Here is a 24,558-nt window from a genome sequence, read left to right as displayed (position 1 = left end):
GTCAAAAACACCTTCATTAATTCTATATTCTACGTCTAAATGCGAGTTAGTGGTGGAATACTCTTGTATGCAAGAAATTAAGCATTATTGCAAATGATTCTCATTATGTTATAATAAAATTATGAATCGACAAAAACTAAAATAAATAAGTCGTTTCATTCACTCCTAGAAAAACCAATCTCATGTTTATATTTTTACTGCTGTCTTACTAAAGAATTGCGGTTTTCTGCTGCGTGCAATTCCATATTCATTCTAATTCAACATTATGTCCAACATGGGTTTTGTTAGTGTTAGTGTTAGTGTTAGTACACAGCTTAAGTATTGAAGTAGATGCTGGCTCTAGGATCATATAAAAATAAATATAGGAGTCGTAAGATGTCCAAAATTAGCAACAAAAAAACTAGTGATAACAAAACAACGAAAAATGACTTTCAAAAAGGTTTCAAGCAAGGAATAGCTTCTTGGTTGATCCGAGAGCTGCTAGAGGCATTCTTCAATTAAATTTAGTCTATCAAATTGCAAAGGCTGATTAAGCCTTTGCACTCCAAATGACTATTCCAATATCACCCCAAAACACGGCGCATTTGAATTTTATAGACTAAAATATCATCTATATTGGAATTTGGCGCTGTTCGGGTGTTATATGCCATTTACAAAAGGTCATAAGCCAATGCGAAAAAGGCCAGTTTCTGATGCTGTGAAGCGATTAGAAGCAAGCAAAAAAGGTGCGGGTAAAATAGAGAGTAAAGCGCAGCTAAAACACATCTTGGCTAATGCGAATCGAGGTGAGACAGCTGAGAGAAACGTTGCATTAATTTGGTTTTTGTTCGGCTCGCTAACGCGCATTGGTGAGACTTGCCATCTTAAAGTTAAAGATGTATTTACTCATTCAGGGGAGCTTAAATCAATTTTCAGAATGAAAGCTAAGTACACCAAAACAGGTCAAAGTCGTGATTGCGCTTTAGTATTAAAACAGCAACGTAAGGCAATTTGGTCGTGGCGCGACAAGCGCATAGCGGATAAAGCCATGTTATCAAGTGATGGTAGTTATGGTGGTTTAAATGGCGACAGCCCTTTATTTTTAGCTAGAAGCGGGAAGCGCTGGGTAACTCTGTCGTTTAACGTAAAAAGGTATCAAACCAAAGACGGGCAAAAAGAAACGCTAGTCTGTAGCAGTATGGAGAATTACGTTAGAAACCTGTTTAAGAGCTGCGGCTTCAAACAAGGCTCAAGCCACTCAGGGAGAAAAAGCACAGCCAGCTTACTGTCTGACGCAGGCGTGCCGTATGACGTTATACAAATGGCAATAGGCCACGTAAGTGATGGCATGACCGACACATACATAATACCTGATCCACAAAAATTAACTGATGCGCTAAACGATTTATATAAAACAATACCACAATTAGGAATTTGCAAAAAATGAAATACAAGATTGTCACAGCTAACAACCTACTTTCTTTGGAGGGAAATGAAGCTCTAGAGTCTAGAACGTTAGAAAATCGCGTAAACAGGTCACAAGTAGATGGGTGGAAGCTTTATGGGGCTCCATATCATTTCATTGAAGACAGTAAAACGATCCACGCTCAAGCAATGATTATGGAGAGCTCCAAGTGACCGGCACAATTATGAAAAACCTACTCTCTGTGTTTACTTTTATAATCTTTATACTACTAGGCTATTATTTTTTGCGTGAAGGCTTATTTAGCGGCTCTGAGTTCATTGCATTTGTCACTCTTGGTTTGGTGGTCACTCTTTTGATAAAGCTAGTAGACCAAATCGAGTCTTTTTCTATTGGGGGAAATGAAGTAAAGCTATCAAAAGAAAACGAAAAAGCGGAGAGGAATATAGCAAGATTGAAAGAAATTGCTGACGCATTGGTCGACTCACTCATAATACCACTTCCGACAATGGCAGACTCACCGCAAGACCTTGCTTATGATACTGGCCTTAACTTCGTTAAAATTTATGAAATAACATCGTCGCTCAATACTCAAGCAGATAAGCCAATCTCCCACCAAAAAATAGAAAGAGCTTTAAGAGATTATTTGACTGGAACAACTCTGAACATGCAGAGTCAAGCAATGTATACAACTAATGATCCACTTCCAGATCCATCTATGGTGTTAAATAAATTTAGTAGCACAAAACAGCGAGAGGGTATTAAGAATAGTAAAGCTTTTGAGTTATATAAGAATAAGCTTTACCCTATTTACATTAACTCAGCTAAGAAAAGTTAGTATTGGAAAACAATGAAAACTCCAAAGCACGAACGGGTGAAAGAAATTTTAAGTAGAGTGAATGCCGCTCCACCCGCACATGACAGAAACTCAGCTCATAAGCTGGTCAAAGATATATTAGAAGATGTAGAAAATACGTTTACATCATTGCCACAAAACCACCCAGATAGAATGCGTTTTTTTTCGCTTGGAATCGACATTTGGCAGGATGAAGACAAAAACCCAACTCATGTAAAGCTTAATGATTACAGAGCATATATTTACGATAATGGTTCAATTGTCATTGAGCGAATATCAGAAAACAGAATCATTTTAGATAAACCTGGTCTTTAAAAAACAATATTGGATTAACAGCGAGGGATTAAAAATGGAAATTGGGAGCGTCTATAGCCATGCACAAGGCGGCTTTGCTGTAACAATAGTACAAGTTAACAGCTTACAAGTTAAAGTGAAGCGGGATGATACAGAAGAAGAGTATTTTGTATCTATTGATGAATTTAACGAACACTATGTAACGTTAATATAAGAGTTACAGATTCTACAACCCAGCGTTGGAATACGTACCATTGCTTATGCAGTATTTACTACGCAAACAGGAAACTTTCCAGCTTTTGTTAGCACAGTGATGATCTGTGATTTGGTAAAACGTGATTTTTCTTAGTTAGCCTCCAGCTTTAATGAGTGCAGAATCATTTTATGGGAAAGTGGCAGCCCAGATTAGGCTATCCTTAACACAATTGAAGGTTCGCTACTCATTTATTTAGCTAAAGGGGTGTAACCCCCTTAACCCATCGCCGCGTAAAGCGTCTCCTACCCTAACGGCTTACCAGTATTTTGCTTCAGTAATAGCAATCGCCGGGTAAAGCGCCTCCCACCCTAACGGTTTACCAGTATTTTACTTCAGTAATAGCAATCGCCGCGTAAAGCGTCTCCTACCCTAACGGTTTACCAGTATATTGCTTCAGTAATAGCAATCGCCGCGTAAAGCGCCTCCCACTCTAACGGTTTATCAATACTTTGCTTCAGCAATACCCATCGCCGCGTAAAGCGGCTCCTACTCTGACGGTTTACCAGTATTTTGCTTGTGCGATAGCTTCGAGTAGTCCGCTAATATCTGCGGCATACACTTCGCCAATATTACCGATCCTAAAGCAATCTGCGTTTGATACTTTGCCGGGGTAAATCACATATCCTTTTTGCTTCAATGCTTCATAAAAGCGCTTAAACTCATAGCTTTCGTCACTTGGTGAATAAAAAGAAGTGATAATAGGTGAGTGCATGGCTTTTGGTAACAAGGCTTCAAAACCAAGAGCTTTCATGCCGCTAACGAGTTGTTTTTGATTTTCGCTGTAACGCTTAAATCGCGCAGAAACGCCTCCCTCTTGCGCCAATTCTTCTAGTGCTTTGGCAAAAGCCCTGACAACATGTGTTGGCGAGGTAAAACGCCATTTACCATGATGATTTTCCATGGTTTTCCACTGGGCGTGAAGATCCAGCGAGAGTGAACGTGCTTGTCCTTCAGAGGCAACCAGCAGCGCCGTTTTTGCGATCACAAAGCCAAAACCTGGAACACCTTGAATACACTTATTTGCTGAGCTAATGAGGATATCAATTTGCCACTCGTGCATATCCATCTCAATGCCGCCAAAACTGCTCATGGCATCAAGGATCATTACTTTATTGTGATGTTTCGCAAGCTCAGCTACGCGCTTAGCCGGGTTCAGCATCCCCGTTGTAGTTTCGCAGTGTACCATTGCTACGTGGGTGATCTCAGGGTGTTGCTCAAGCGCTTGTGAGATCTGCTCTAGTTGTGGCAATTCGGTTTCAACAAAGTTGAGCGCTATTACATTAATATTTAGATAATTGGCTATCTCAATAATACGCGCACCATAAGCACCATTATTGATAACCAGTAAAGTGCCAGACTTAGGAATAAAAGTCCCAATAGCCGCCTCTACACTTGCTGTACCACTGCCCTGCATTAAGGTTGCGCTGTAGTCACTGCGATACTGCGGATCTGCAACCGCTATTTCACAAAGCTGCTCGCGAATAACTTGCACCACACCTTGGTTATATTCATCATCCCAAGTACACCAGTCTTTCAACATGGCTTCTTTCACGGTGTGAGAGGTACTAAGTGGGCCTGGCGTCAGGAGTAAATAATCGTTGTTCATAACTTGCCTTCAATCTGGTCTATACCAGAATATTTAACCGAGTTTAGGTGACAACGGCATGACAATTTTATGAAACTAAGATTGATGTAGTAATGATGTTCAATGAAGCCTCGCCTTTACCCTAAATGGCAAAGGCGAAGAGAAGCAACAGAGGCTCTGGTTATTTATAACCGTTTGGATTATTGCTTTGCCAGCGCCATGTATCTTGCATCATGGCATCCAGTCCACGCTCTGCATGCCAGCCTAATTCGGATTTGGCTTTTTCAGGCGCAGCGTAACAGGCGGCAATGTCGCCATCGCGACGCGGCTTAATATCGTATGGTATAGCTTTGCCCGCTGCCTTTTCAAACGCGGTAACCATCTCTAGTACAGAGTAACCATTGCCGGTACCTAAGTTATAGATATGTGTGCCTGCTGCTACTGCGATTTTCTCAAGTGCTTTTAAATGGCCAATAGCAAGGTCAACCACGTGAATGTAATCTCTCACGCCTGTGCCGTCTTTGGTGTCATAGTCGTTACCAAAGACGCCTAGACTCGCCAGTTTACCAACAGCAACCTGTGAGATATAGGGCAATAAGTTATTGGGAATACCATTTGGGTCTTCACCAATTAGCCCCGACTCGTGTGCACCAACCGGATTAAAGTAACGCAAAATAGCAAAGGCCCAACGCGGGTCTGATTTAGCGACATCCTGTAATACCATTTCAACCATCAACTTTGACGTACCATAAGGATTGGTTGTGCCACCAACAGGGAAATCTTCACGAATAGGAAGACTGGCAGGATCTCCATAGACCGTCGCTGACGAACTAAAAACAAGCTTAAAGACATTAGCATCACGCATTGCATCAAGCAGCGTCAACGTACCTTGGACGTTGTTTTGATAATACTCGATTGGCTTTTGAACCGACTCTCCTACGGCTTTTAAACCTGCAAAGTGGATCACTTCATCAATATCATATTGCGCAAATACACTATCAAGAAATGCCTTATCAAGAATATCACCTTGATGGAATGCAGCTTCCTTTCCTACTATCTCAGCGACTCTATTTAATGAAGTCTGCTGAGAATTGCTTAGATTATCTACGACCACTACCTTTTTGCCTTGCTGTAGCAGCTCTAATACAGTGTGAGAGCCAATATAGCCTGCGCCACCTGTTACGAGAATCGTCATATCTATTCCTACGGTTGTTATCTATGTATTGCGTTTAACATGCAATTTAATGTATCGCTATCAGTCTTCGCTGTGGCATACAAATGCCAGCTTGTTATCAAAAAAGCTCAAGCGAGAAATTGAAGTCTGACAGTAACTTCTTAAGTTTCTTAATAAGTGGACTTTTTTAGGCGCATTTAAATCTCGGTAATAAATTTTATTATCTAGTGCATACGCCACTTTATTATCATCCAACCAGGTATAATCTTGCACTTGACTGGGAAGAGCAAAAAATCGCTGAATATGATCGCTCTCTCTGTGGTAGGTTGCGAACCACATCAAGCCATTGACTTGATAAGTAAAAGCAAATACGTCACGCGCACGGTTGTAAGACAAAGTTCGTCCAATATCTTCGGCAAGTATTTGTGGTAAATGACCGTTAATATCTGTGTATTGTAAGGTATGCGGAGCACTTTCAGTCGCACCTAAAATAAACATAATCAGATCTTGGTTGCTCCCCCAAGCATGATATCCAACAGGTTCAATGTGCTCAAAAACACGACTTGGTTTTGTAGCCTGATCAAACGGATAAAACCACAGTTTTTGCTTACCGGATCCCTCAACCACAATCGTCGTTAACCCTTCCCCATTCGGGTGTAATGTGGGCGAATATTCGGAGACAGGGGATTGCGTGAGGTTGGTTGTGTTTTGGCTTTGAAAATCGTAGAAAAACAGATCCGTTTGACTATTGCCATCAGCGCTAACTTCCGCGGTGTAGTAAACCCCAGAATCAGTCACTAGCGGCTGATTAAAATACGCGGTGTTTTCGGTAATTGGTTTAGCACTAAAATGTTCACCTAATTCAGCTAGCCAAATTTGGCTTTTGGGCATGGCTGAATAAGCCGGTAAACAGGACGCGAAAGCGAATAGACAAACTGCGAGCTTCACACGCATTGAAATGGGCATGGACGTTCCTTTGATTTTTCATTGTAGTTATATCACCCCGCTATGATACCCAACACTCGCCCTCAAGCAAAGCTTGCCAAAAACTTTGCTTCGCGTAACATCGAATTAACGGATGATGAAAGCTAAGGCAGATTTATGTCAGACAAACACCCTATTATCGCCATTACTGGTAGTTCAGGCGCCGGCACTACAACAACGACAAGCGCGATAAAACACATATTCCGCAGTCTTAATACCAAAGCCGCCTATGTCGAAGGCGATAGCTTTCATCGCTACACTCGCCCTGAAATGGATAAATTGCGTCGCGAAGCGCTGCAAGAAGGTAAGCACATTAGCTACTTTGGTGAAGAAGCCAATGACTTCGGCGCATTAGAAAGTCTGTTCAAAAGCTATGGCGAAACCGGCAATGGCAAAGTCCGTCGCTACCTTCATACGTTTGACGATGCCGTACCATTTAATCAGCTACCGGGCACTTTTACTCCTTATCAAGAGCTAGAACAAAACACCGATATGCTGTTTTATGAGGGGCTGCACGGCGGTGTCGTGACCCCCGAATATGATGTGGCCAGCAATGTTGATTTATTGATTGGCATGGTGCCTATCATCAACCTTGAATGGATCCAAAAGCTCATTCGCGATACCAATGAGCGCGGCCACTCCAAAGAAGCGGTCATGACGTCAATTGTGCGCTCAATGGATGACTACATTAATCACATCACCCCGCAGTTTTCTCGCACGCACATTAACTTTCAACGCGTGCCCACCGTAGATACTTCTAACCCATTCAGTGCTAAAGACATACCATCATTAGACGAAAGCTTTGTGGTTATTCGCTTTCGTGGCATCGAAGATGTTAATTTCCCTTACTACTTACAAATGATCGAAGGCAGCTTTATGTCTCGTGTAAACACGTTAGTTGTGCCGGGTGGAAAAATGGGATTGGCAATGGAGTTGGTGCTGACTCCACTTATCAAAGAATTATTAGTAAAGAAACGCGCCCTTGAGAATATGGCGCCAGTCGATTTACCAATTTAACACGCCTTATGTTTTGATAAGGAATAATAGCTTCCTTGCATCGCTCCATATCACACTTTACACTGACGCCTTTTAGGGCATCACGAGTAGTTGTTATATGGACGTGCTTACCATTTTAGTGGGGTCTAAAAACCCAGTAAAAATCAATGCTGCAAAAACCATCTTTGCGCAATACTTTCCCAATGCAAAAATTGACTGTCAGGGTATCTCAGCGCCGAGTCTCGTTGCGGATCAGCCTTTAGGTGAACAAGCCACCCGCGAAGGCGCAGAGAATCGTGTTACTTACTTACAGCAACATCATCAAGCCGATTTTTATTGTGCCATGGAAGGAGGCGCTGCCAAATTTGAATACGGTGCAGCTACTTTTGCTTATGTCGTCATTGCGGATAACCGTCGTACAAGTGTCGGCCGTAGTTGTAATTTGCCTCTTCCGGCGTCGGTGTACACACGTCTTGAACAAGGTGAAGAGCTAGGACATGTAATGGACGACCTGTTCAACACCACCAATATCAAGCAGCAAGGCGGTGCGATCGGTTTATTAACCAACCATCTTGCCACCAGAGAAAGTAGCTACACGCAAGCCTTATTACTCGCGATGGCACCCTTTAATCACCCAGAGATGTATTTATAATGCCGAACTATACACATATTTTATTTGATGCGGATGAAACCTTATTTAGCTTTAATGCCAAACTTGGATTACAAACGCTGTTTACTCAATATGACGTTGTGTTCACTGACGAGGACTACGAAGAATATAACAGCTTGAATGCGCCACTTTGGGTGCAGTATCAAAATGGTGAAATTGACGCAAAAACACTTCAGGTAACGCGTTTTAGCCGCTGGGCTGAAAAACTTAATGTTGCGCCTGAATCGCTCAATGCGGGATTCTTGGCAGCGATGGCAGAAATTTGCCAACCGCTACCGGGTGCAAAAGCATTACTCGACAGCCTGAAAGGCCAATGTACTTTGGCTATTATTACCAACGGATTTGCCGCGCTTCAGCAAAAAAGATTGGAACATACCGGCCTTGTGGATCGTTTTTCTGAAGTGGTGATCTCTGAGTTGGTGGGTAAAGCCAAGCCAGATCCGAGTATTTTTGCGCATACGTTAGCGCTGTTGGGGAATCCCGATAAATCCAAAGTATTAATGGTTGGCGACACGCCAGCGAGTGACATTTTAGGCGCAAACCGCTTTGGGATTGATAGCTGTTGGTTAAAGCATGATGGCAAAGTCTGCCCCGAGCATATCAAGCCAACCTATACCGTAGAGTCTCTTAGAGAGTTGCAAGCGATTTTAATGGGGTAATGCCCTGTACAATTGTGTGGGGGTAAGGCGACCTTTCGGGGTTTAAAAAGCTCGCCGTGAAAATCGGCTCCTACCAAAGAAAGCTCGCCGAGACAATCGACTCCTACCAAAAGTAGACCTGAGTAGGAGCAAGTTTACCTTGCGGACTTAAAAGCTCGCCGAGACAATCGACTCCTACCAAAGGTAAACCTGAGTAGGAGCAAGTTTACCTTGCGAGCTCTTAAAGCTGCTGAAGATGCGCCGCGAAAATCAGCTCCTACCAAAGGTAGACCTGAGTAAGAGCAAGTTTACCTTACGGACTTAAAAGCTCGCCGAATAAATCGGCTCCTACCAAACGTAGAGCTGAGTAGGAGCAAGTTTACCTTGCGGATTATTAAAAGCTCGCCGAGTAAATCGACTCCTACCAAAGAAAGCTCGCCGATTAAATTGGCTCCTGCCAAAAGTAGAGCTGAGTAGGAGCAAGTTTACCTTGCGATCTCTTAAAGCTTTTGAAGATGCGCCGTGAAAGCCGGCGCTTATTAAGTGATTAAAGTGCTGAGCGCTGTCTTAACACTTCAAATAGACATACACCGGTCGCAACCGATACATTTAAGCTAGACACGCTACCTACCATCGGGATCTTAACCAGTTCATCGCAATGCTCTCGAGTTAAACGGCGCATGCCATCACCTTCAGCGCCCATTACAATGGCCATAGGCCCAGTCAGGTTTGCATCAAAAACAGCTGTATCGGTTTCACCTGCCGTACCCACAACCCACACGCCGGCTTCTTTAATATCACGCAATGTGCGAGCAAGGTTGGTTACTTGGATAAGCGGAACCGTTTCTGCAGCGCCACACGCTACTTTTCTTGCAGTGCCATTCAGCTTTGCAGACTTATCCTTTGGTACGATCACACCATGTACACCTGCTGCATCAGCACTGCGCAGACATGCACCTAAGTTATGAGGATCCGTTACCCCATCAAGTACCAAGAAAAATGGTGTGGTTTCTCTTTGAATGATCTCATCAAGATCTTTTTCATTGTATGCGCGCGCCGCTTTAACATTGGCAATAATGCCCTGATGTTGCTCACCATTCGCTTTGTTATCAAGCGCTTTACGCTGCATAAACTGCACTGAAATACCAAACTTTCGGGCATCGTTTACGACTTGATTCAAACGCTTATCTTCACGTCCCTTTAGTGCATAAATTTCTAAAAAGCGCTCCGGCGCGTTATTCAAAATGGCTTCGATTGAATGAAAGCCAAAAATTAATTCGTTACTCACGTTAAAGCTCCCGCTTTATAATCTATTGCGCTTTTTTGCTGCGATTTCTTTCATTTTTACCTGGGCGTTTTGCTTTGCCCTTTGCCGCTTTGGCTTTTTTACTCGCCGATTTCTTCTTCGACTTCAGCGTGCCTGCCTTTTTCGCCTGTTTGAGCTCCCCTTTAGGGGTCGTTCTTTTGCGCTTTTTGGCTTTGTCATCGCCTTTATTATCTTTATCGCGACCAGACGTTTCACCGTCACGGCGCTTAGCTCCTGGGATTTTACCCGTTTTTAGCTGCTCACGAACACTACTTGCTGTGCTTTTCGGCGATTTTCGACGCCTTGAATAGCGATCTGAAAGACCTTCTTCAGCCAAAGCTAAGTTGATGCGGCGATCGTCCAAGCTAACTGAAGCAACCACAACGGTAAGTTTATCGCCGAGTCTAAACACCGTACGACTATGCTCGACAATCAAACATTGCTTTGCACCATCAAAGTGGAAGTACTCATGCCCTAAATTGCTAACATGGATCATCCCGTCAATCTGCAGGTCGTCCAACCTCACAAATAATCCAAAGTTGGTGACCGATGAGATCACACCGGTAAATTCATCGCCAACATGATCTTGCATAAATTCACATTTAAGCCAATCAGCAACTTCACGAGTGGCGTCATCAGCGCGGCGCTCTGTCATTGAGCACTGCTCACCCAGTTGTTTTACTTCATCTTCATTGTAGATGTAAGCGCCATTCACTGGCTGTTGCTGTTGTTGCAAAATACCTTTGATAGCACGGTGTACCACCAGATCCGGATAGCGGCGAATTGGTGAGGTAAAGTGTGCATACGCTTTTAAGGCCAAACCAAAGTGGCCAATATTTTCTGGCTGATATACCGCTTGCTTCATTGAGCGCAGTAGCATGGTTTGGATCAATTCTTTTTCAGGGCGGTCACCCAGTGACTCGATCGCTTGCGTCAACTCCTCAGGCGAAGGGTCATTGGGCAGTTGGCTTTCGATACCCAAGTCTTGCAAGAATTGTCTAAATTGGCTCAACCTTTCAGGATCTGGCTCATCATGAACACGGTACAAGCTATGGGCTTCGTGTTTTTCCAATAATTTTGCTGCTGACACGTTCGCCAAGATCATACACTCTTCAATCAGCTTGTGAGCGTCGTTACGAACCACAGGCACAATAGAGTCAATCTTCCGATGGGCATTAAATACAAAGCGCGTTTCTAAAGTTTCAAACTCAATCGCGCCACGCTCCTGCCTTGCAGCCTTCAGCGCCATATACATGTTATGGAGCTCACTAAGATGAGGCACAAGAGGCTGATAATCGGCTCTGAGCTTTTCGTCACCTTGTAAAATCGCATGGACTTTGGTGTAAGTAAGACGAGCGTGAGAGTTCATCACGGCTTCGTAAAAACGGTAGCCAGACAAACGACCCGCTTCGGACACGGTCATTTCCGCAACCATACACAAGCGATCTACCTTAGGATTCAATGAGCATAAACCGTTCGATAGCACTTTAGGCAGCATTGGCACAACTTGTTCAGGGAAGTACACCGAGTTACCACGTTCAATCGCTTCTTTGTCAAGCGCAGTGCCTTTGCCTACATAATGAGACACATCTGCAATAGCAACCCATAAACGCCAACCACCTGACTTTTTACGCTCACAATACACGGCGTCATCAAAGTCACGGGCGTCTTCACCATCTATGGTCACTAACGGTAAATCACGCAGGTCAACGCGGCCTTGTTTGGCAGACTCTTCAACAAACTCACCAAGATTTGCAACTTGTGCTTCTACTTCACTTGGCCACTCATGAGGAATGTCATGATTGCGAAGTGCCACCTCAATTTCCATACCCGGTGCCATATGATCGCCGAGCACCTCAAGTACTTTACCCATTGCATTCATTTGTTTGCTAGGGCTTTGAGTGATCTCTACCTGCACCATTTGATTATGGCGAGCACCATTTTCTTGGCCAGGTACGATGATGATATCTTGAGTAATGCGAGGATCTTCTGGCACCACGACTGCCATGCCAAACTCAACAAAATAACGACCGACGACTGGCGCACGCTCTTTTTCAAGTACCCGCACAATGCGCGCTTCCACCTTACCACCTGAGCCTCGGCTGCCAGCCTTTGCTAACACCCAATCGCCATGTAGCACGCGCTCCATTTGATATTTAGTGATAAACCAATCTTTGGGTTCGCCTTCGACTTCTAAAAAGCCAAAGCCGTCACGGTGTCCAACAACGCGGCCTTTGACTAGACCATCTTCACTTGGAATGGTGTAACACTTAAATTTATTGAAGTGCAGTTGACCGTCTCGCTCCATTGCGCGCAAGCGGCGTTTAAGCGCAATTTGACGTTCTTCGTCTTGCACTTTTAAATCGTTACACAATTGAGAGAAAGAAGGTGGTTTGGCCGCGCTTTTAATGTGTTCTAAGATAAATTCGCGACTAGGTACTGGATTGTCGTATTTTTGCTGTTCTCTATCGAGATAGGGATCCTGTTTTGGCATTACTGTCTTGTTAAATAAGCTATGCTGTTATTTTAACCCAAAATAGCCTAATGACCTAGGCCAAGATCGATGAATCTTTTTATGCAGATAGATTAACCACTGGATTTGATACTGACTCCAATGTTGAAATTTGAGCGTGAAGCTCTAATAAACGCTCAACCGAGCGTCTAGCAAGCAGCGCAAGTGCGTCCCAATCGACTTGCTCTTCAGAGTAACTCAGCTGTACTGTTGCTGCTTGAACAAGCTCTGCAAAATTCACCATGCCAAGCTCCAGCGCTTCGTTTTCAATGTAGGCTAGTTTATCAATGGCTAAATCTGTTACATTTAACTCTGTGAGTCCTTTAATTTGCGCAATCTCATATTCAAACCTGTCTGCTAAATACATTAACTTCGTTGCCAACACACCTGAGCTTTCCCGGTTCGCAAGGTCCATAAATCTTGACTGATCAATTAACGTTTTACATTCTAAACGCGATGTTGTTTTTACAGTCGCACATTCAAGTGATGCATATAAACGGCTCGGCAAGACCGGCTTAGTTAAGCAGTCCTGCATGCCAGCCCGGAGGCATCGTCTTTTCAATTCAGGATCGCCATCACCCGTTAACGCTACAACCTTTACGCTTGAGGTAAAACCAATTTCGTTGAATCCCTCTTTAAACCACTCAAGGCCATTACCATCAGGTAAGCGCATATCCAGCAGAACAATATCGAAATTATGTTCTAATAGCGCAACTTCGGCTTCTGCTAAGCACTTAGCAATAGAGAACTCACTCACCATATCGTTTAAATAGGTACTGATCACATCAATATTCATGGCGTTATCTTCAACAACAAGCACATTGAGCGCCAGCTTCTCTGTATTAAACTCTGTGCTCTGTAACGGTGAATCACTACACTGACAATCTAGCTCAAAGCTAAACACAGTGCCGGTACCAAGCTTGCTGTCGACGTTAAGTTCAGAATCTAGCCCTTGCAATAGCTGCTTGCATAATGCCAACCCAAACCCAGCACTTTGCGAGATGGATTGCTCATTGTTTAACGTCACAAAAGGTTCGAAGATCTTTTCCATTTGTCCTTCAGTCAGCCCTTTACCTGTATCTTTGATAGCAAAGCGAATTGTTTGCTTATCCTCATCACGACTTGTTCCTTCTAGGATCAGTGTAATGACACCTTTATCTGTATACTTAATCGCGTTCGAAAGCAGATTTCTGAGTACTAAAGACAGTGTATCTTGCTCAATAACATGTACATCTTGCGGATACAGACCTTTAACCTCCACCCTTAAGTTCAATCCTTTAGCCAACGCCAGCGGCTGTAAGAGGCGGATTAACTCTTGCGAGAGACTATAAAGCGAAACAGGTACGCGATTTTGCGCAGCATACTCCCCTTTTGCTTGCAGCAATACCTGATTAGCTAAATCTGACATCGACATCGCAGCATGGACGATAACATCGCATAATTCAGCATGACGATTTGGCTCTCGCGGTACTTTTTTCAGCGATTCAGCATGACCCACAATGGCATTTAGTGGTGTTCTTAATTCGTGACTTAATAACGTTAAAAATTGTCCCTTGACTTGTGCTGAGTGCTCAGCAGCAGTTTTTAATAGGTATAGTTCTTTTTCACGTCGACCACTACATAGTAAGCATAAAGAGAAACACAGCAGCAGTGGCATCGTACTAACAGTAACAGCAAAGAACTGGTTAACCCAATTTGCTGAAACAAGACTATCTGTCACTGAATAGCCACCAAGCATGACCACTCTAAAAGTAAATACCGCCAGTAAGCTCAAGCACGATAGGCCAAACGCCCAATGTGCCACATTAAATTCCTTCGATAATAATTTTTGGCCTTTATTTAATGCCCGTAGACAGTAAATCATCGCCATCGCCCAAACTAAATAGTTAATCGCAACGCGAGCTATAAAATTAAAATCTACGTACAAAAAGTAAGTAAAACTTGGAATGCCTAGTGTGGCTAGTATATACCAGGGCATATAACTGCTTTTCACACTAAAAAACGCGTCAACACCACGAGCCAGATAAAAAAGCCCAAATGCAATGGTAAGGTTTGGAATAAAAATAGAGACCGTAATGGGAAGTGAATATGCAGCTAATAAACCACAGCCAATTGCAGTGAGCACAATGAAAATAAGCCAATCTCGCGTACCGGGAAGAGCTTTATTAATACACCAATTCACTGCCATAAAGACTGAGCAAATCACAGTCGTTATTGCGGTAACTTGAATAAGCACTTTTGGATCCATCATCACACTCAAAATAATACATTATCATTACTTTTGGAATAGCGCAGTATATTACTGCGTCCGATCATTTTGAAGTACTAAGTAAATATAAGCTATTACAGTTGGTTACAGCCATCCTTTTTGCTTAGCAATCCTAGCTGCATCTACTCGATTTGTCGCATGTAATTTCGCGATGGCGTCGGATAAATAGTTCCTTACCGTACCCTCACTCAAAAATAGCCGCCCTGCAATTTCGGCTGTTTTCAACCCTTCGCTCGCCAAACGTAGCGCCTTACGCTCTTTATCAGTAAGTGGGTCTGCGTCTTCAAGCGCATATAAAGCAAGCTCAGGGTCAATGACCTTTTGTCCTTTCATTACCTTTTTCAGCGTTGATAGCAAGTACTCACTTGGGGCTTCTTTTAATACAAAGCCATTTACTCCTAAGGCGATCGCACGACGAATATAGCCCGCCTTAGAAAAGGTCGTCATGATAACCACTTTTGTGTCTGGCATTTTTTGTTGTAAGTGCTGAGCAAGCTCAAGACCAGTAACTTGTGGCATTTCAATATCCGTTAGCACGATATCAGGCGTTAACTTAGCTAACTCTGCTTTTGCAATTTCACCATTCTCAGCTTCACCTACCACTTCAATGTCTCTATCTAGATTTAGTAATGCTGCTATTGCTCCCCTAACTAATGCTTGATCTTCAACAATAAACACTCTGATCATACGTTATCCCCTATTACCGCCTTAAAATATCCGCCTTGTTCCGTGCTATACAATAACTGACCACCGCATTCTTTCAATCGGGTACGAATACCCACTAAGCCATTCCCTTCTTTTATGGACTTTATAGAGCCATTATCTTTAATTTCCACAAAGACATTACTATCAGTTTGCCTTAGTGTGAAACTAACCTTATCGGCGTCGCTGTGGCGAATAATATTAGTGCATACTTCTTTAGCAAAAAAGCACAAGCAGGCTTCGCTTACTTTATCTAAAGTGACCGCCTGCAATTCAAGCGTTACTGCAATGCCCTTATCTTTTAGCCTCGATGCCAAAATGTGCAGCTGAGCATCAAGCGCTAGCTGATGGTAGCCGGTGACCGCTTGGCGCACTTCGCTTAGTGCTTCTCTCGCTAAGTCTGCAACCTGCTGCGCTTCTGATTGCGCTTGCTCTAGTGCATTTGCAGCGGCAAATTTGCTCGCCAACTCTGCTTTCAACGCTATTGAGCTAAGCGAATGGCCGAGTAAATCATGTAGGTCGCGCGCAATACGCTCTCGCTCAGCGACGGCCCCCAAACGTTTAATTTCCTCTTCGCTTTGACGCTGTAACTCACGGTGAACCCGTTCTCGGTGAGACATCCAACCAAAAATAAAGAGTCCGCATGCCACACATAAGGCAGGCATCAAAAAGTAAACCGTTTGCTGTGTGGCAACATATTTGGCAGTCAGTAACACCAGAACGACAATGATAAACATCGCAATGACTTTATAGCGAGGGAGCAAATTAAAACCGCAAAAAAAAGCAATAAAGCCAAATAATGAACTCGTCCCGGTCGTCACCCAACTACCTGCAACACAAAGCCCTGCCATCAGCACTAAATTCATCACCAACGCATTGCCCGTTTTTGTAATACTCTGCCAATAGAGCAGGACAAAACTAAGGTACACAACAACTTGCAACGCAATATTAACTGCGCTCAATTGCGTCCAATTAAATATCAATGGGAAAAAATAAAAGGTTGAAAATATAAGGGGTCCGGCATTCCAAAATGAGCGCCGTTTCTCAACTAGGGTAAATTCTGTGGTTATGGACACAAGCTTCTCTGATTCACTCTTTTTATTATTATTTACGTTTAAGCGCAGAATGTTGAGTGACAAGTGTCAACAATCTTGTCATCTCAAAGCGATTAAATGATAGACTGCTAAAAAACAGATCTAATATTCGATATGCGCCCACAACAATCCGCTTTGCTCTCGCTCCATAGTGCCGTTTTATTATTTGGTGGAACAGCATTATTTTCAAAATTAATTTCACTCTCAGCACTGGATATCACCGTTTACCGTACCGCCGTAGCCTTTGTTGTGCTGCTACTTTTACTCAAAATACAACGGCAACCGATAAAATTAATACACAAAAAAGATTATCTAACGGCTTTAGTTCTTGGTGTCATCGTGGGCCTCCATTGGGTGACTTACTTTGCAGGCATGCAAATGGCGGGTATTGCGGTTGGGATCATTGCCTTTTTCACCTACCCAGTGATCACCGTTTTTTTAGAGCCGCTCTTCACTCGCAGCCGCGTGCAAATAAAGGACTTTATCAGTGCGAGTGCAGTGTTATTTGGTATCTATCTGTTAGTACCAGAAGCGAACCTTGGCAACCAAGTTACCTTGGGGATTATTACGGGCGTATTCTCGGGCGCGTTCTTTGCGCTGCGAAACTTGCTCCAAAAGCGCTTCTTTTCTCACTATAGCGGCCCACACACAATGCTTTACCAAACGCTTGTTGCATGCCTCATGCTGTTAGCATTTGTGGAAGTGCCAATTCAGCAAGTTTCCACAGAAAACCTCTGGTTAATCTTACTTGCAGGAGCAATATTTACGGCAATTCCACACGCCTTGTTTGCCTCCAGTCTACGTTATTTATCTGCCACCACTGCAGGATTAATTTCTTGTTTACAGCCATTGTATGGAACACTATTAGCTTATATTCTGTTACACGAGACGTTGACACTTACAACATTACTAGGCGGGTTGTTGGTAGTTAGTGCAGCCTGTTTTGAAACTTGGTCTATTACAAGGAAAAAAGCATGATTCAAGTCTTAGCGCATCGTGGAGCCAGTGGCAGCTATCCAGAAAATACACTTGCTGCAATAGAAGCAGCTCTGCATATTGGCGTTGATGGTATTGAGTTGGATGTGCAAAGTTGCGCGGATGATTACGCCATTATCCATGACACTTGGCTGGACAGAACGACCAATGGCGTGGGCAGAGTCAATGAGCAAACTCAAGCCTACTTGGCCACACTTGATGCCGGTAAAGGGCAGTCAATTCCAACGCTACAACAGGTGTTTGCCACCATAGGTAAGCAGACAGATATCAATTTAGAGCTAAAACACACTTTTGGCTTAGATAAGTTTGTGACCTATATAGAAGACCATATTCAACAGGGGATGATCACAAGAGAGCAGTTACTCATCTCTTCTTTTGACCATCACCAACTATTGTGGCTGAAGCAAAAGTTACCTTGGGTGAGAATTGGCGCGTTAACGGCTTCTATTCCAGTTCATTATGCTCAATTTGCCGAATCGCTCCATGCCTACAGCATCCATATGGACAAAAACTTTATTAATCATGAATATGTACTAGACGCAAAATCTCGCGGACTAAAGGTATTTGCTTATACGGTCGATAAACAACAAGACATAGATATGATGCTAGATTTCGGGGTGGATGGTATTTTCACCAACTTTCCATGCCAAACCAAAATGTATTTACAGGGCATTGGTGCTTACGCCACCCCAACTGAGTAACTGCTTGATCGCTTTAGCATTGTTATTCCATTTAGCTCATCTATACTGAGACAAATAAAGTGGCACAATGATGAGCCCAATATGAGTTTATATATGCGCATTTATAATTTTTTAGAAGAGACATTTTTCTTTACCTTAACTCGAAAGATTGTTGGTAACTTAGGTTTTTTATTTCTCTTTCAAGCAATTAGTTTATTTTGGCTGTATTCAGAGCTATCTCAGTCTGGCGCGAATATGGGAGCATTTTGGTTGATCACTATTGTGATCCTTGCCGCTTTTGCGTTTACCGTCTTTTATATGCGCTTTTTAATTGTGCGGCCAGTGCAGGCAATGAAAGACTCATTGGAACGTGTTAACCGCCAAGACGGTAACTTAGATGCAAAACTACCACAGTTCACTTATGACGAGTTTAGAGACTTAAGCGAGCAGTATAACGCGTTTACTACCCACCTTAGTGCTCTGTTGGAAAAAACATACGAAAGCGCCGCTGCAGCAACACAAAGCAACCGCGATATCACCAGCTCAATGCAAAGTACAGCCAAATATGGACAACAACAGCTGAGCCAAGGTGACACGATTATTGCCGCTTCCGATCAGGTCAGCCACAGTTTACAAAGTATTGTGCACAATACCGATCAGGTTTATCAGGCCAATACCGAAAGCTTGCACTTTGTTCGCGGCTCATCTCAGTCGTTAACTAAGCTCGTTGCTGAAGTAAAACAAATTACCACACTACTTGGTAATTTCTCATCGACGGTTTCAGGCCTGAAAGAAAATAGCGAGAACATTCGCAACATTCTAAAAATGGTTGAAGAGTTTTCCGACCAAACCAATTTGCTGGCGCTCAATGCAGCAATCGAAGCAGCTCGAGCAGGTGAAGCGGGGCGTGGCTTTGCAGTGGTTGCCGATGAAGTTCGTGCGCTGTCGGTCAAGGTCAATGCTGCTACTCGCCAGATCAGCGATTTTATCAACCAAATGAACGTGCTGGTCGGTGAAACCAATCAAGAATCAGAACAGTTGATTTCTCACTCAAGTTCAGCTGAGAAAGCTATTAGCGATACCTCTAAAGGTTTTATTTCGATGAGTGATGACTTTGAGCGCAATCAAGCACAATTAGAAGAGATTGTTAGTGCGGTGCACCAACTGGAAGAAACACAAAAACATACTCACCAAGCAGTGCAACAAATTGTCGAACTGGGTCAGCAATCTAAATCACAAATTGATGGCGCGTTAGCTGAATGCCAAAGTGCTCAAAAGCTCACAGAAACTACTCAAAAAGAACTTACTCGCTTTGTTTCGCGGCGTTAAGCCCGCGAAACATCAAATGTGAGTACTTCGCTGATGCTAGCTTTATTTAACGCCAGCATGACTAGTCTATCGATACCAAGTGCAACACCAGCACAGTCGGGGACGCCTGCGTCGAGTGCAGCCAGTAAACGCTCATCAGCTGGCACCGGATGCAATCCCATCTCAGCTCTGAGTTGGTTATCTTGCTCAAAACGCGCCCTTTGCTCTACCGCATCCGTCAGTTCATTAAATCCGTTAGCCAACTCCATATTGCGATAATAGAGCTCAAAACGCCCAGCAACACGATTGTCTTTCGGGTTAAGCTTTGCCAGTGCAGCTTGCGATGCAGGAAAATGATAAACAAAACAGGGCTTTTGCTGACCTATTTTAGGCTCAATTTCCATGCAAAATAGCAACTGCAGTAAAGTATCTGGATTACTCTCGATGGCTGCAATATCACCATAACCGTATTTGTTGGCATGCGCTTTTAATTCCGCTAGCGACACGCTCAAAGGGTCAAACCCAAGGTATGTCTCAAAGGCTTGCTGGTAAGTCATCGAGTCACTAGCTGGACAATCCAATAACATCCGCATCAGCTCATCGATTTCCGCCATTAAGTCAAACTCGTCAAAGCCCGGACGATACCACTCTAACATCGTAAATTCTGGATTGTGATGACGCCCTGACTCTTCGTTACGAAAAGCTTTACATAATTGAAAAATCGCACCACTGCCGGCGGCAAGTAGTCTTTTCATCGCATACTCGGGTGACGTTTGTAAAAATAAAGGCAAGCCTTGGCTGTGGTTTGGGCCAACAAATCGAGTATGGAAAGTATCTAAGTGAGGATCAGTCACCGAGGTTTGAGAAAGACTTGGCGTATCGACTTCCATCACATCACGAGCAGCAAAAAAGTGCCGTATCTTCGCTAAAATCGCAGCCCTTTGCCTAAGCGTCTCTATTGTTGCACTTGGCTGCCAATTGTTCACCGTCATTGTTTACTCCAAAAAAATCCCAGCAACATGCTGGGATTTATTAAACATCGTAAATTGCTTTACGCTATTATTTTACGCGGCTTACGTATTCGCCACTACGCGTATCAACTTTGATCACTTCACCAATTTGAACGAACAAAGGAACACGAACAACAGCACCTGTGCTTAGCGTTGCAGGCTTACCACCAGTACCCGCGGTGTCGCCTTTCAGGCCTGGATCGGTTTCTGTGATCTCAAGCTCAACAAAGTTAGGTGGTGTTACTGCGATTGGATTACCATTCCACAGTGTGATAGTACAAACGTCATTTTCAACCAACCATTTTACGCTATCGCCTACTGCTTTTTCATCAGCTGCGATCTGCTCAAATGTTTCGTTGTTCATGAAATGCCAGAACTCACCGTCAGTGTATAAATACGCTAGATCAGTATCCATTACGTCTGCGCCTTCCACTGAGTCACCAGACTTAAATGTTTTCTCTAGTACTTTACCTGAGATAAGTTTACGGATTTTAACGCGGTTAAACGCTTGTCCTTTACCAGGCTTGACCATTTCATTTTCTAAGATAGAACAAGGCTCGCCGTCCATCATAATTTTTAGGCCGCCCTTGAACTCGTTGGTGCTATAATTCGCCATCGTATCCTCTAATCTACGTATATTCGAGTAATTAACCTGCTAATGATACAAATAAATGAAGTAAATTTGCAGACTAACTGGCAAAAAGAATTAGCAAATGTTGTCACTGACCCACAAGAGCTACTCAACATCTTGGGGTTGCATGACCAATTTGATGCACGAGACTTTGCAGCTAAGCGCTTGTTTCCTATGCGAGTACCTCGCCCATTTATCGCTAAAATGCGCCACGGAGATCGTCATGATCCCTTGCTATTACAAGTGTTACCTGTACATCAGGAATATTTAACTGAAGCGGGATTTAGTAAAGATCCACTAGAAGAACAAGACGCACCTGTACCTGGTTTGTTACATAAGTACCGATCTAGAGTATTACTCATGCTCAAAACTGGTTGTGCGGTCAACTGCCGCTACTGTTTTCGACGCCACTTCCCCTATCAGGATAATCAGGTCAACAAACGGAGCTTAGAGCCAGTATTTGAGTATTTACGCGCTCATCCTGAAATCAATGAGGTGATCTTAAGCGGCGGTGATCCGCTGATGGCCAAAGATAACATGATAGCTTGGGTGCTAGAACAATTAGAGGCTATACCACAAATCAAACGTTTACGTATTCACAGCCGCTTACCGGTAGTGATCCCAGCGAGAGTAACCGAGGAATTGTGCCAACGTTTAGCACAGAGTCATTTAAAGGTGATTTTGGTAAACCACATTAATCATGCAAATGAAATCGATGATACTTTTAAAGCTGCAATGCAAAGGCTTAAACTAGCCAATGTGACCTTGCTAAACCAAGCTGTGTTACTTAAAGGAATTAATAACGATGTTGCGGCTCAGGCCCAACTGAGTGAAGCCTTATTCGACGCAGATATACTGCCTTATTATTTGCATTTACTCGATAAGGTAGAAGGCGCTAGTCATTTTGATGTAGAAGAACGTGAAGCCAAGGCGATAATGGCTGAACTTTTGGAAGTACTACCGGGATTCTTGGTGCCCAAATTAGTGCGAGAGATTGGCGGTCAGCCAAGTAAAACGCCGATTGACCTAGGTTTACTCGGTTAAGAGCGCAAAAAATCGGTGCTAATGACCCTAGCACCGATTGCGTTGCACATATCTATCGGACATGCCGAAGACAACGTGCCATCAGACATAAGCTTACGCGTATGTATTGATGTTGTTGCCTAGCGTTGCTGTCACTGATTTAGCTGGCGTTTGTGCTGCTGCACTGCTGCCCGCAGATTCAATTAAAGCAAGCGCGGCTTGTCCATCTGCTTTCTGTTGCTTTTTTGCCAAAACGGCGCTGTATACTTCACCGCTTTGACCAGCTCCAGACATCGCAGGTAGGTTACTTCCGGAAATATTCATAAGTGATTACCTAACTTTTTGATGGATCAGATTAGTTATCGACTAACGAAGTCAGACCTTTAGTATTATTTTTAAAAATATTTAGAATAAAAAGAGGTGAATAACTGGCCTGTATAACGAAACATTTAGTCCTCCATTGGAGCTACTGTAACTTCTAAGCCATCCAATTCGCTAGTCATAATAATTTGGCATGAAAGTCTCGAATTAGCTTGCTGTGCTTCCAATCCAGACAATAACTCTGACTCTTCTTGGTGCTTATCTACAAGTTTATCTAACCATTTCTTATCTACATAAACATGGCAAGTTGCACACGAACGTATGCCTCCGCACACTCCCTCAATTTCTTCAAAGTCATTCTCGTTTAAGACTTCCATCAAGATCTCACCCTCTCTCACAGAAATTGATGAATGTTGACCCTCTACATCTGTAACAATAACGTTAGGCATTTTCACCCTCTAACTTTTAGTTAATAAAAATACAGCACAACATTAGCGCTTAAATAGCAAAGGAGATAGGTGTAACTTTTTGCAGTTTTCATTTCCTAAATAGAATGGCAACATGAAAAAAAATTTTCCCAGAGATTATTGATGAATAAAGCAAATCGCTTTCTTATTATTGGTGCCGGACAAGCAGCCTCGCAACTAGCTTTGAGTTTGAGGAAAGAGGGCTGGCAAGGGGATATCACAATGCTTGCAGTGGAGGCTACTAGTCTATATCAAAAGCCTTTTCTATCTAAGAGTTATCTTACAGGGGAAAAATCCAGCGACGCTATCAGAATAAAGCCCCTTACTGCTTATCAAAAAAAAGGTATCGAAATCATTGATAATGCGCATGTAAGAAAGCTTGATAGACATAAAAAGCAAATTGAGCTGAGTAATGAACAACAGCTAGATTATGAAAAGTTAGCAATTTGTAGCGGCGCAACTCCTCGCCAGCTTGCTATTCCAGGCAGCGACAAGCAGAATATTTTTTATCTTAATACGTTAACCGATGCTAATTTATTAAAGCAGTTTATAGCTCAACATCGACCTCAATCTGCTGTCGTGGTTGGAGGAGGATTTATCGGGTTAGAAGCAGCAAGCAGCCTGACCAAACTTGGTTTGAATGTAACCTTATTAGAACACGAAGAGCGAGTTCTCAATCGTGTTTGTTCCAAAAGCGTAGGCAAGTATTTAAGTGAAATACAAAAAGAAAATGGAGTTAAGATACTTACTCATAGTAAAGCTACTGAGTTTACCGGAGGCAAAAAAGTCGAAGGTGTGGTTACCGCTGCAGGACTGAAAGTAGATTGTGATCTTGTCCTAATTGGAATTGGAGTACAACCAAATACTCACATTGCAGAGCAGGCAGAACTGAAAGTAGATAATGGTATTGCTACCGATAATAATGGCTTAACCAACGATCCCTGTATTTATGCTGCGGGAGATTGTGCTAGTCAATTTTCCACTGATATCGGCCAGTATATGCGTATAGAGTCAGTACAAAACGCGATATCAACTGCTAAAAGGATAGCAGCTCATGCTTGCAACCAGCCAGAACCTAAATCTGAACTCCCTTGGTTTTGGTCAGATCAATTCGACACTAAGTTACAAATTGCTGGATTAGCTAGTAATTACACTCATACGATTGAGAGAGTTGAAAGCAATAAGCTATCACTATGGTACTTTTCTCACGAGAAACTTGTTGCAACCGAATGTATCAATCACCCCAGCGCTTTTATATTTGCTAAACAAGCCATAGTGAAAGGTCTAAGGCTTGAACAAGAGAAATTACAAAATAGTGAATATGCCCTAGCTGATACAGTCATAAAGCAATCTGAAAAAGAAATAGTTTAACGAGAAATAATTT

The 24,558-nt window shown here is 43.0% G+C and carries 25 protein-coding genes; 13 read left to right on the top strand and 12 right to left on the bottom strand.

From position 1 onward, the window contains the following. Positions 1-375: 375 nt before the first annotated feature. The 5 genes from CWC29_RS23910 (at position 376) to CWC29_RS00715 (ending at position 2,766) form a co-directional block, all read left to right on the top strand. Positions 376-501 carry a hypothetical protein gene (locus CWC29_RS23910; RefSeq protein WP_017217180.1) on the top strand — a complete coding sequence of 42 codons (126 nt, stop codon included), beginning with the start codon at positions 376-378 and terminating at the stop codon, positions 499-501. Positions 502-643: 142 nt separating this feature from the next. Further along, complete coding sequence (locus CWC29_RS00730; protein WP_138523606.1) at positions 644-1,426, top strand: tyrosine-type recombinase/integrase; 783 nt, start codon at positions 644-646, stop codon at positions 1,424-1,426. 187 nt (positions 1,427-1,613) lie between these two features. Beyond that, positions 1,614-2,240, top strand: coding sequence for a hypothetical protein (locus CWC29_RS00725; RefSeq protein ID WP_138523608.1), 627 nt, complete (start codon positions 1,614-1,616; stop codon positions 2,238-2,240). Between the two features lie 12 nt (positions 2,241-2,252). Next, positions 2,253-2,573, top strand: coding sequence for a hypothetical protein (locus CWC29_RS00720; protein ID WP_138523610.1), 321 nt, complete (start codon positions 2,253-2,255; stop codon positions 2,571-2,573). 34 nt (positions 2,574-2,607) lie between these two features. Continuing rightward, positions 2,608-2,766 carry a hypothetical protein gene (locus CWC29_RS00715; protein ID WP_167815403.1) on the top strand — a complete coding sequence of 53 codons (159 nt, stop codon included), beginning with the start codon at positions 2,608-2,610 and terminating at the stop codon, positions 2,764-2,766. A gap of 541 nt (positions 2,767-3,307) precedes the next feature. Here the strand turns inward: CWC29_RS00715 and phnW are convergent. The 3 genes from phnW to CWC29_RS00700 form a co-directional block, all read right to left on the bottom strand. Next, positions 3,308-4,414 carry a 2-aminoethylphosphonate--pyruvate transaminase gene (gene phnW, locus CWC29_RS00710; protein ID WP_138523612.1) on the bottom strand — a complete coding sequence of 369 codons (1,107 nt, stop codon included), beginning with the start codon at positions 4,412-4,414 and terminating at the stop codon, positions 3,308-3,310. A gap of 160 nt (positions 4,415-4,574) precedes the next feature. Continuing rightward, positions 4,575-5,588, bottom strand: coding sequence for a UDP-glucose 4-epimerase GalE (gene galE / locus CWC29_RS00705; RefSeq protein ID WP_138523614.1), 1,014 nt, complete (start codon positions 5,586-5,588; stop codon positions 4,575-4,577). A gap of 60 nt (positions 5,589-5,648) precedes the next feature. Then, positions 5,649-6,533: a TolB-like translocation protein gene (locus CWC29_RS00700; protein WP_045987948.1), complete on the bottom strand. Its 885-nt coding sequence runs from the start codon at positions 6,531-6,533 to the stop codon at positions 5,649-5,651. 135 nt (positions 6,534-6,668) lie between these two features. On the opposite strand from CWC29_RS00700, the gene CWC29_RS00695 reads away from it, so the two are divergent. The 3 genes from CWC29_RS00695 to yjjG all read left to right on the top strand — a co-directional run bounded on the left by CWC29_RS00695 (position 6,669) and on the right by yjjG (position 8,876). Further along, positions 6,669-7,568, top strand: coding sequence for a phosphoribulokinase (locus tag CWC29_RS00695; RefSeq protein ID WP_010368692.1), 900 nt, complete (start codon positions 6,669-6,671; stop codon positions 7,566-7,568). Positions 7,569-7,665: 97 nt separating this feature from the next. Next, on the top strand, positions 7,666-8,199 hold the full coding sequence (gene yjjX, locus CWC29_RS00690; protein WP_010368694.1) for an inosine/xanthosine triphosphatase: 534 nt from the start codon (positions 7,666-7,668) through the stop codon (positions 8,197-8,199). After that, complete coding sequence (gene yjjG, locus CWC29_RS00685; RefSeq protein ID WP_128728801.1) at positions 8,199-8,876, top strand: pyrimidine 5'-nucleotidase; 678 nt, start codon at positions 8,199-8,201, stop codon at positions 8,874-8,876. Before yjjX ends, yjjG begins: the two co-directional genes overlap by 1 nt. Before the next feature lie 526 nt (positions 8,877-9,402). Here yjjG and rlmB read toward each other — a convergent pair. The 5 genes from rlmB to CWC29_RS00660 all read right to left on the bottom strand — a co-directional run bounded on the left by rlmB (position 9,403) and on the right by CWC29_RS00660 (position 16,606). Continuing rightward, a complete protein-coding gene (gene rlmB, locus CWC29_RS00680; protein WP_095729921.1) occupies positions 9,403-10,143 on the bottom strand; it encodes a 23S rRNA (guanosine(2251)-2'-O)-methyltransferase RlmB in 741 nt (246 codons plus the stop codon). A 22-nt stretch (positions 10,144-10,165) separates the two neighbouring features. Next, positions 10,166-12,655, bottom strand: coding sequence for a ribonuclease R (gene rnr, locus CWC29_RS00675; protein WP_138522982.1), 2,490 nt, complete (start codon positions 12,653-12,655; stop codon positions 10,166-10,168). Between the two features lie 79 nt (positions 12,656-12,734). After that, positions 12,735-14,924: an ATP-binding protein gene (locus tag CWC29_RS00670; protein WP_235956499.1), complete on the bottom strand. Its 2,190-nt coding sequence runs from the start codon at positions 14,922-14,924 to the stop codon at positions 12,735-12,737. A 102-nt stretch (positions 14,925-15,026) separates the two neighbouring features. Next, positions 15,027-15,629 (bottom strand): response regulator transcription factor, encoded by a 603-nt coding sequence (locus tag CWC29_RS00665; RefSeq protein WP_128728803.1) that lies wholly within the window; start codon positions 15,627-15,629, stop codon positions 15,027-15,029. Beyond that, a complete protein-coding gene (locus tag CWC29_RS00660) occupies positions 15,626-16,606 on the bottom strand; it encodes a sensor histidine kinase (RefSeq protein ID WP_235956498.1) in 981 nt (326 codons plus the stop codon). The genes CWC29_RS00665 and CWC29_RS00660 overlap by 4 nt, the downstream gene beginning before the upstream one ends. Positions 16,607-16,852: 246 nt before the next feature. Here CWC29_RS00660 and CWC29_RS00655 point away from each other — a divergent pair, with 246 nt between their 5' ends. The 3 genes from CWC29_RS00655 (at position 16,853) to CWC29_RS00645 (ending at position 19,743) form a co-directional block, all read left to right on the top strand. Beyond that, positions 16,853-17,716 (top strand): DMT family transporter, encoded by an 864-nt coding sequence (locus CWC29_RS00655; protein ID WP_138522979.1) that lies wholly within the window; start codon positions 16,853-16,855, stop codon positions 17,714-17,716. Beyond that, positions 17,713-18,435 carry a glycerophosphodiester phosphodiesterase gene (locus tag CWC29_RS00650; RefSeq protein ID WP_128728806.1) on the top strand — a complete coding sequence of 241 codons (723 nt, stop codon included), beginning with the start codon at positions 17,713-17,715 and terminating at the stop codon, positions 18,433-18,435. The genes CWC29_RS00655 and CWC29_RS00650 overlap by 4 nt, the downstream gene beginning before the upstream one ends. Before the next feature lie 93 nt (positions 18,436-18,528). After that, positions 18,529-19,743 carry a methyl-accepting chemotaxis protein gene (locus CWC29_RS00645; RefSeq protein ID WP_128728807.1) on the top strand — a complete coding sequence of 405 codons (1,215 nt, stop codon included), beginning with the start codon at positions 18,529-18,531 and terminating at the stop codon, positions 19,741-19,743. On the opposite strand, the gene epmA is transcribed toward CWC29_RS00645, so the two are convergent. Further along, the gene (epmA, locus tag CWC29_RS00640; RefSeq protein ID WP_138522977.1) at positions 19,740-20,714 is read right to left on the bottom strand and encodes an elongation factor P--(R)-beta-lysine ligase; all 975 of its coding nucleotides are present in this window, start codon (positions 20,712-20,714) and stop codon (positions 19,740-19,742) included. The genes CWC29_RS00645 and epmA overlap by 4 nt on opposite strands. Positions 20,715-20,781: 67 nt before the next feature. After that, the gene (gene efp, locus CWC29_RS00635) at positions 20,782-21,348 is read right to left on the bottom strand and encodes an elongation factor P (protein ID WP_010605834.1); all 567 of its coding nucleotides are present in this window, start codon (positions 21,346-21,348) and stop codon (positions 20,782-20,784) included. Positions 21,349-21,390: 42 nt separating this feature from the next. Here efp and epmB point away from each other — a divergent pair, with 42 nt between their 5' ends. After that, positions 21,391-22,407: an EF-P beta-lysylation protein EpmB gene (gene epmB, locus CWC29_RS00630; RefSeq protein ID WP_138522975.1), complete on the top strand. Its 1,017-nt coding sequence runs from the start codon at positions 21,391-21,393 to the stop codon at positions 22,405-22,407. Between the two features lie 93 nt (positions 22,408-22,500). On the opposite strand, the gene CWC29_RS00625 is transcribed toward epmB, so the two are convergent. Both CWC29_RS00625 and CWC29_RS00620 read right to left on the bottom strand, forming a co-directional pair. Further along, positions 22,501-22,710, bottom strand: coding sequence for a hypothetical protein (locus CWC29_RS00625; protein ID WP_010368721.1), 210 nt, complete (start codon positions 22,708-22,710; stop codon positions 22,501-22,503). Positions 22,711-22,835: 125 nt separating this feature from the next. Next, complete coding sequence (locus tag CWC29_RS00620; RefSeq protein ID WP_128728810.1) at positions 22,836-23,156, bottom strand: 2Fe-2S iron-sulfur cluster-binding protein; 321 nt, start codon at positions 23,154-23,156, stop codon at positions 22,836-22,838. Between the two features lie 141 nt (positions 23,157-23,297). On the opposite strand from CWC29_RS00620, the gene CWC29_RS00615 reads away from it, so the two are divergent. Further along, on the top strand, positions 23,298-24,545 hold the full coding sequence (locus tag CWC29_RS00615) for an NAD(P)/FAD-dependent oxidoreductase (RefSeq protein WP_138522973.1): 1,248 nt from the start codon (positions 23,298-23,300) through the stop codon (positions 24,543-24,545). Positions 24,546-24,558 lie beyond the last annotated feature (13 nt).

The sequence above is a fragment of the Pseudoalteromonas galatheae genome (assembly GCF_005886105.2).
In the GTDB taxonomy this organism is placed as follows: domain Bacteria; phylum Pseudomonadota; class Gammaproteobacteria; order Enterobacterales; family Alteromonadaceae; genus Pseudoalteromonas; species Pseudoalteromonas galatheae.
The sequence above is the reverse complement of the archived record's forward strand: the minus strand, read 5'-3'. Positions and strand labels throughout refer to the sequence as shown.

Coding starts and splice junctions, on each gene's coding strand:
- CWC29_RS23910 (WP_017217180.1), top strand. CDS start 376: ATGTCCAAAATTAGCAACAAAAAAACTAGTGATAACAAAACAACGAAA.
- CWC29_RS00730 (WP_138523606.1), top strand. CDS start 644: ATGCCATTTACAAAAGGTCATAAGCCAATGCGAAAAAGGCCAGTTTCT.
- CWC29_RS00720 (WP_138523610.1), top strand. CDS start 2,253: ATGAAAACTCCAAAGCACGAACGGGTGAAAGAAATTTTAAGTAGAGTG.
- CWC29_RS00715 (WP_167815403.1), top strand. CDS start 2,608: ATGGAAATTGGGAGCGTCTATAGCCATGCACAAGGCGGCTTTGCTGTA.
- phnW (WP_138523612.1), bottom strand. CDS start 4,414: ATGAACAACGATTATTTACTCCTGACGCCAGGCCCACTTAGTACCTCT.
- galE (WP_138523614.1), bottom strand. CDS start 5,588: ATGACGATTCTCGTAACAGGTGGCGCAGGCTATATTGGCTCTCACACT.
- CWC29_RS00700 (WP_045987948.1), bottom strand. CDS start 6,533: ATGCCCATTTCAATGCGTGTGAAGCTCGCAGTTTGTCTATTCGCTTTC.
- CWC29_RS00695 (WP_010368692.1), top strand. CDS start 6,669: ATGTCAGACAAACACCCTATTATCGCCATTACTGGTAGTTCAGGCGCC.
- yjjX (WP_010368694.1), top strand. CDS start 7,666: ATGGACGTGCTTACCATTTTAGTGGGGTCTAAAAACCCAGTAAAAATC.
- yjjG (WP_128728801.1), top strand. CDS start 8,199: ATGCCGAACTATACACATATTTTATTTGATGCGGATGAAACCTTATTT.
- rnr (WP_138522982.1), bottom strand. CDS start 12,655: ATGCCAAAACAGGATCCCTATCTCGATAGAGAACAGCAAAAATACGAC.
- CWC29_RS00670 (WP_235956499.1), bottom strand. CDS start 14,924: ATGATGGATCCAAAAGTGCTTATTCAAGTTACCGCAATAACGACTGTG.
- CWC29_RS00665 (WP_128728803.1), bottom strand. CDS start 15,629: ATGATCAGAGTGTTTATTGTTGAAGATCAAGCATTAGTTAGGGGAGCA.
- CWC29_RS00655 (WP_138522979.1), top strand. CDS start 16,853: ATGCGCCCACAACAATCCGCTTTGCTCTCGCTCCATAGTGCCGTTTTA.
- CWC29_RS00650 (WP_128728806.1), top strand. CDS start 17,713: ATGATTCAAGTCTTAGCGCATCGTGGAGCCAGTGGCAGCTATCCAGAA.
- CWC29_RS00645 (WP_128728807.1), top strand. CDS start 18,529: ATGCGCATTTATAATTTTTTAGAAGAGACATTTTTCTTTACCTTAACT.
- epmA (WP_138522977.1), bottom strand. CDS start 20,714: ATGACGGTGAACAATTGGCAGCCAAGTGCAACAATAGAGACGCTTAGG.
- efp (WP_010605834.1), bottom strand. CDS start 21,348: ATGGCGAATTATAGCACCAACGAGTTCAAGGGCGGCCTAAAAATTATG.
- epmB (WP_138522975.1), top strand. CDS start 21,391: ATGATACAAATAAATGAAGTAAATTTGCAGACTAACTGGCAAAAAGAA.
- CWC29_RS00625 (WP_010368721.1), bottom strand. CDS start 22,710: ATGAATATTTCCGGAAGTAACCTACCTGCGATGTCTGGAGCTGGTCAA.
- CWC29_RS00620 (WP_128728810.1), bottom strand. CDS start 23,156: ATGCCTAACGTTATTGTTACAGATGTAGAGGGTCAACATTCATCAATT.
- CWC29_RS00615 (WP_138522973.1), top strand. CDS start 23,298: ATGAATAAAGCAAATCGCTTTCTTATTATTGGTGCCGGACAAGCAGCC.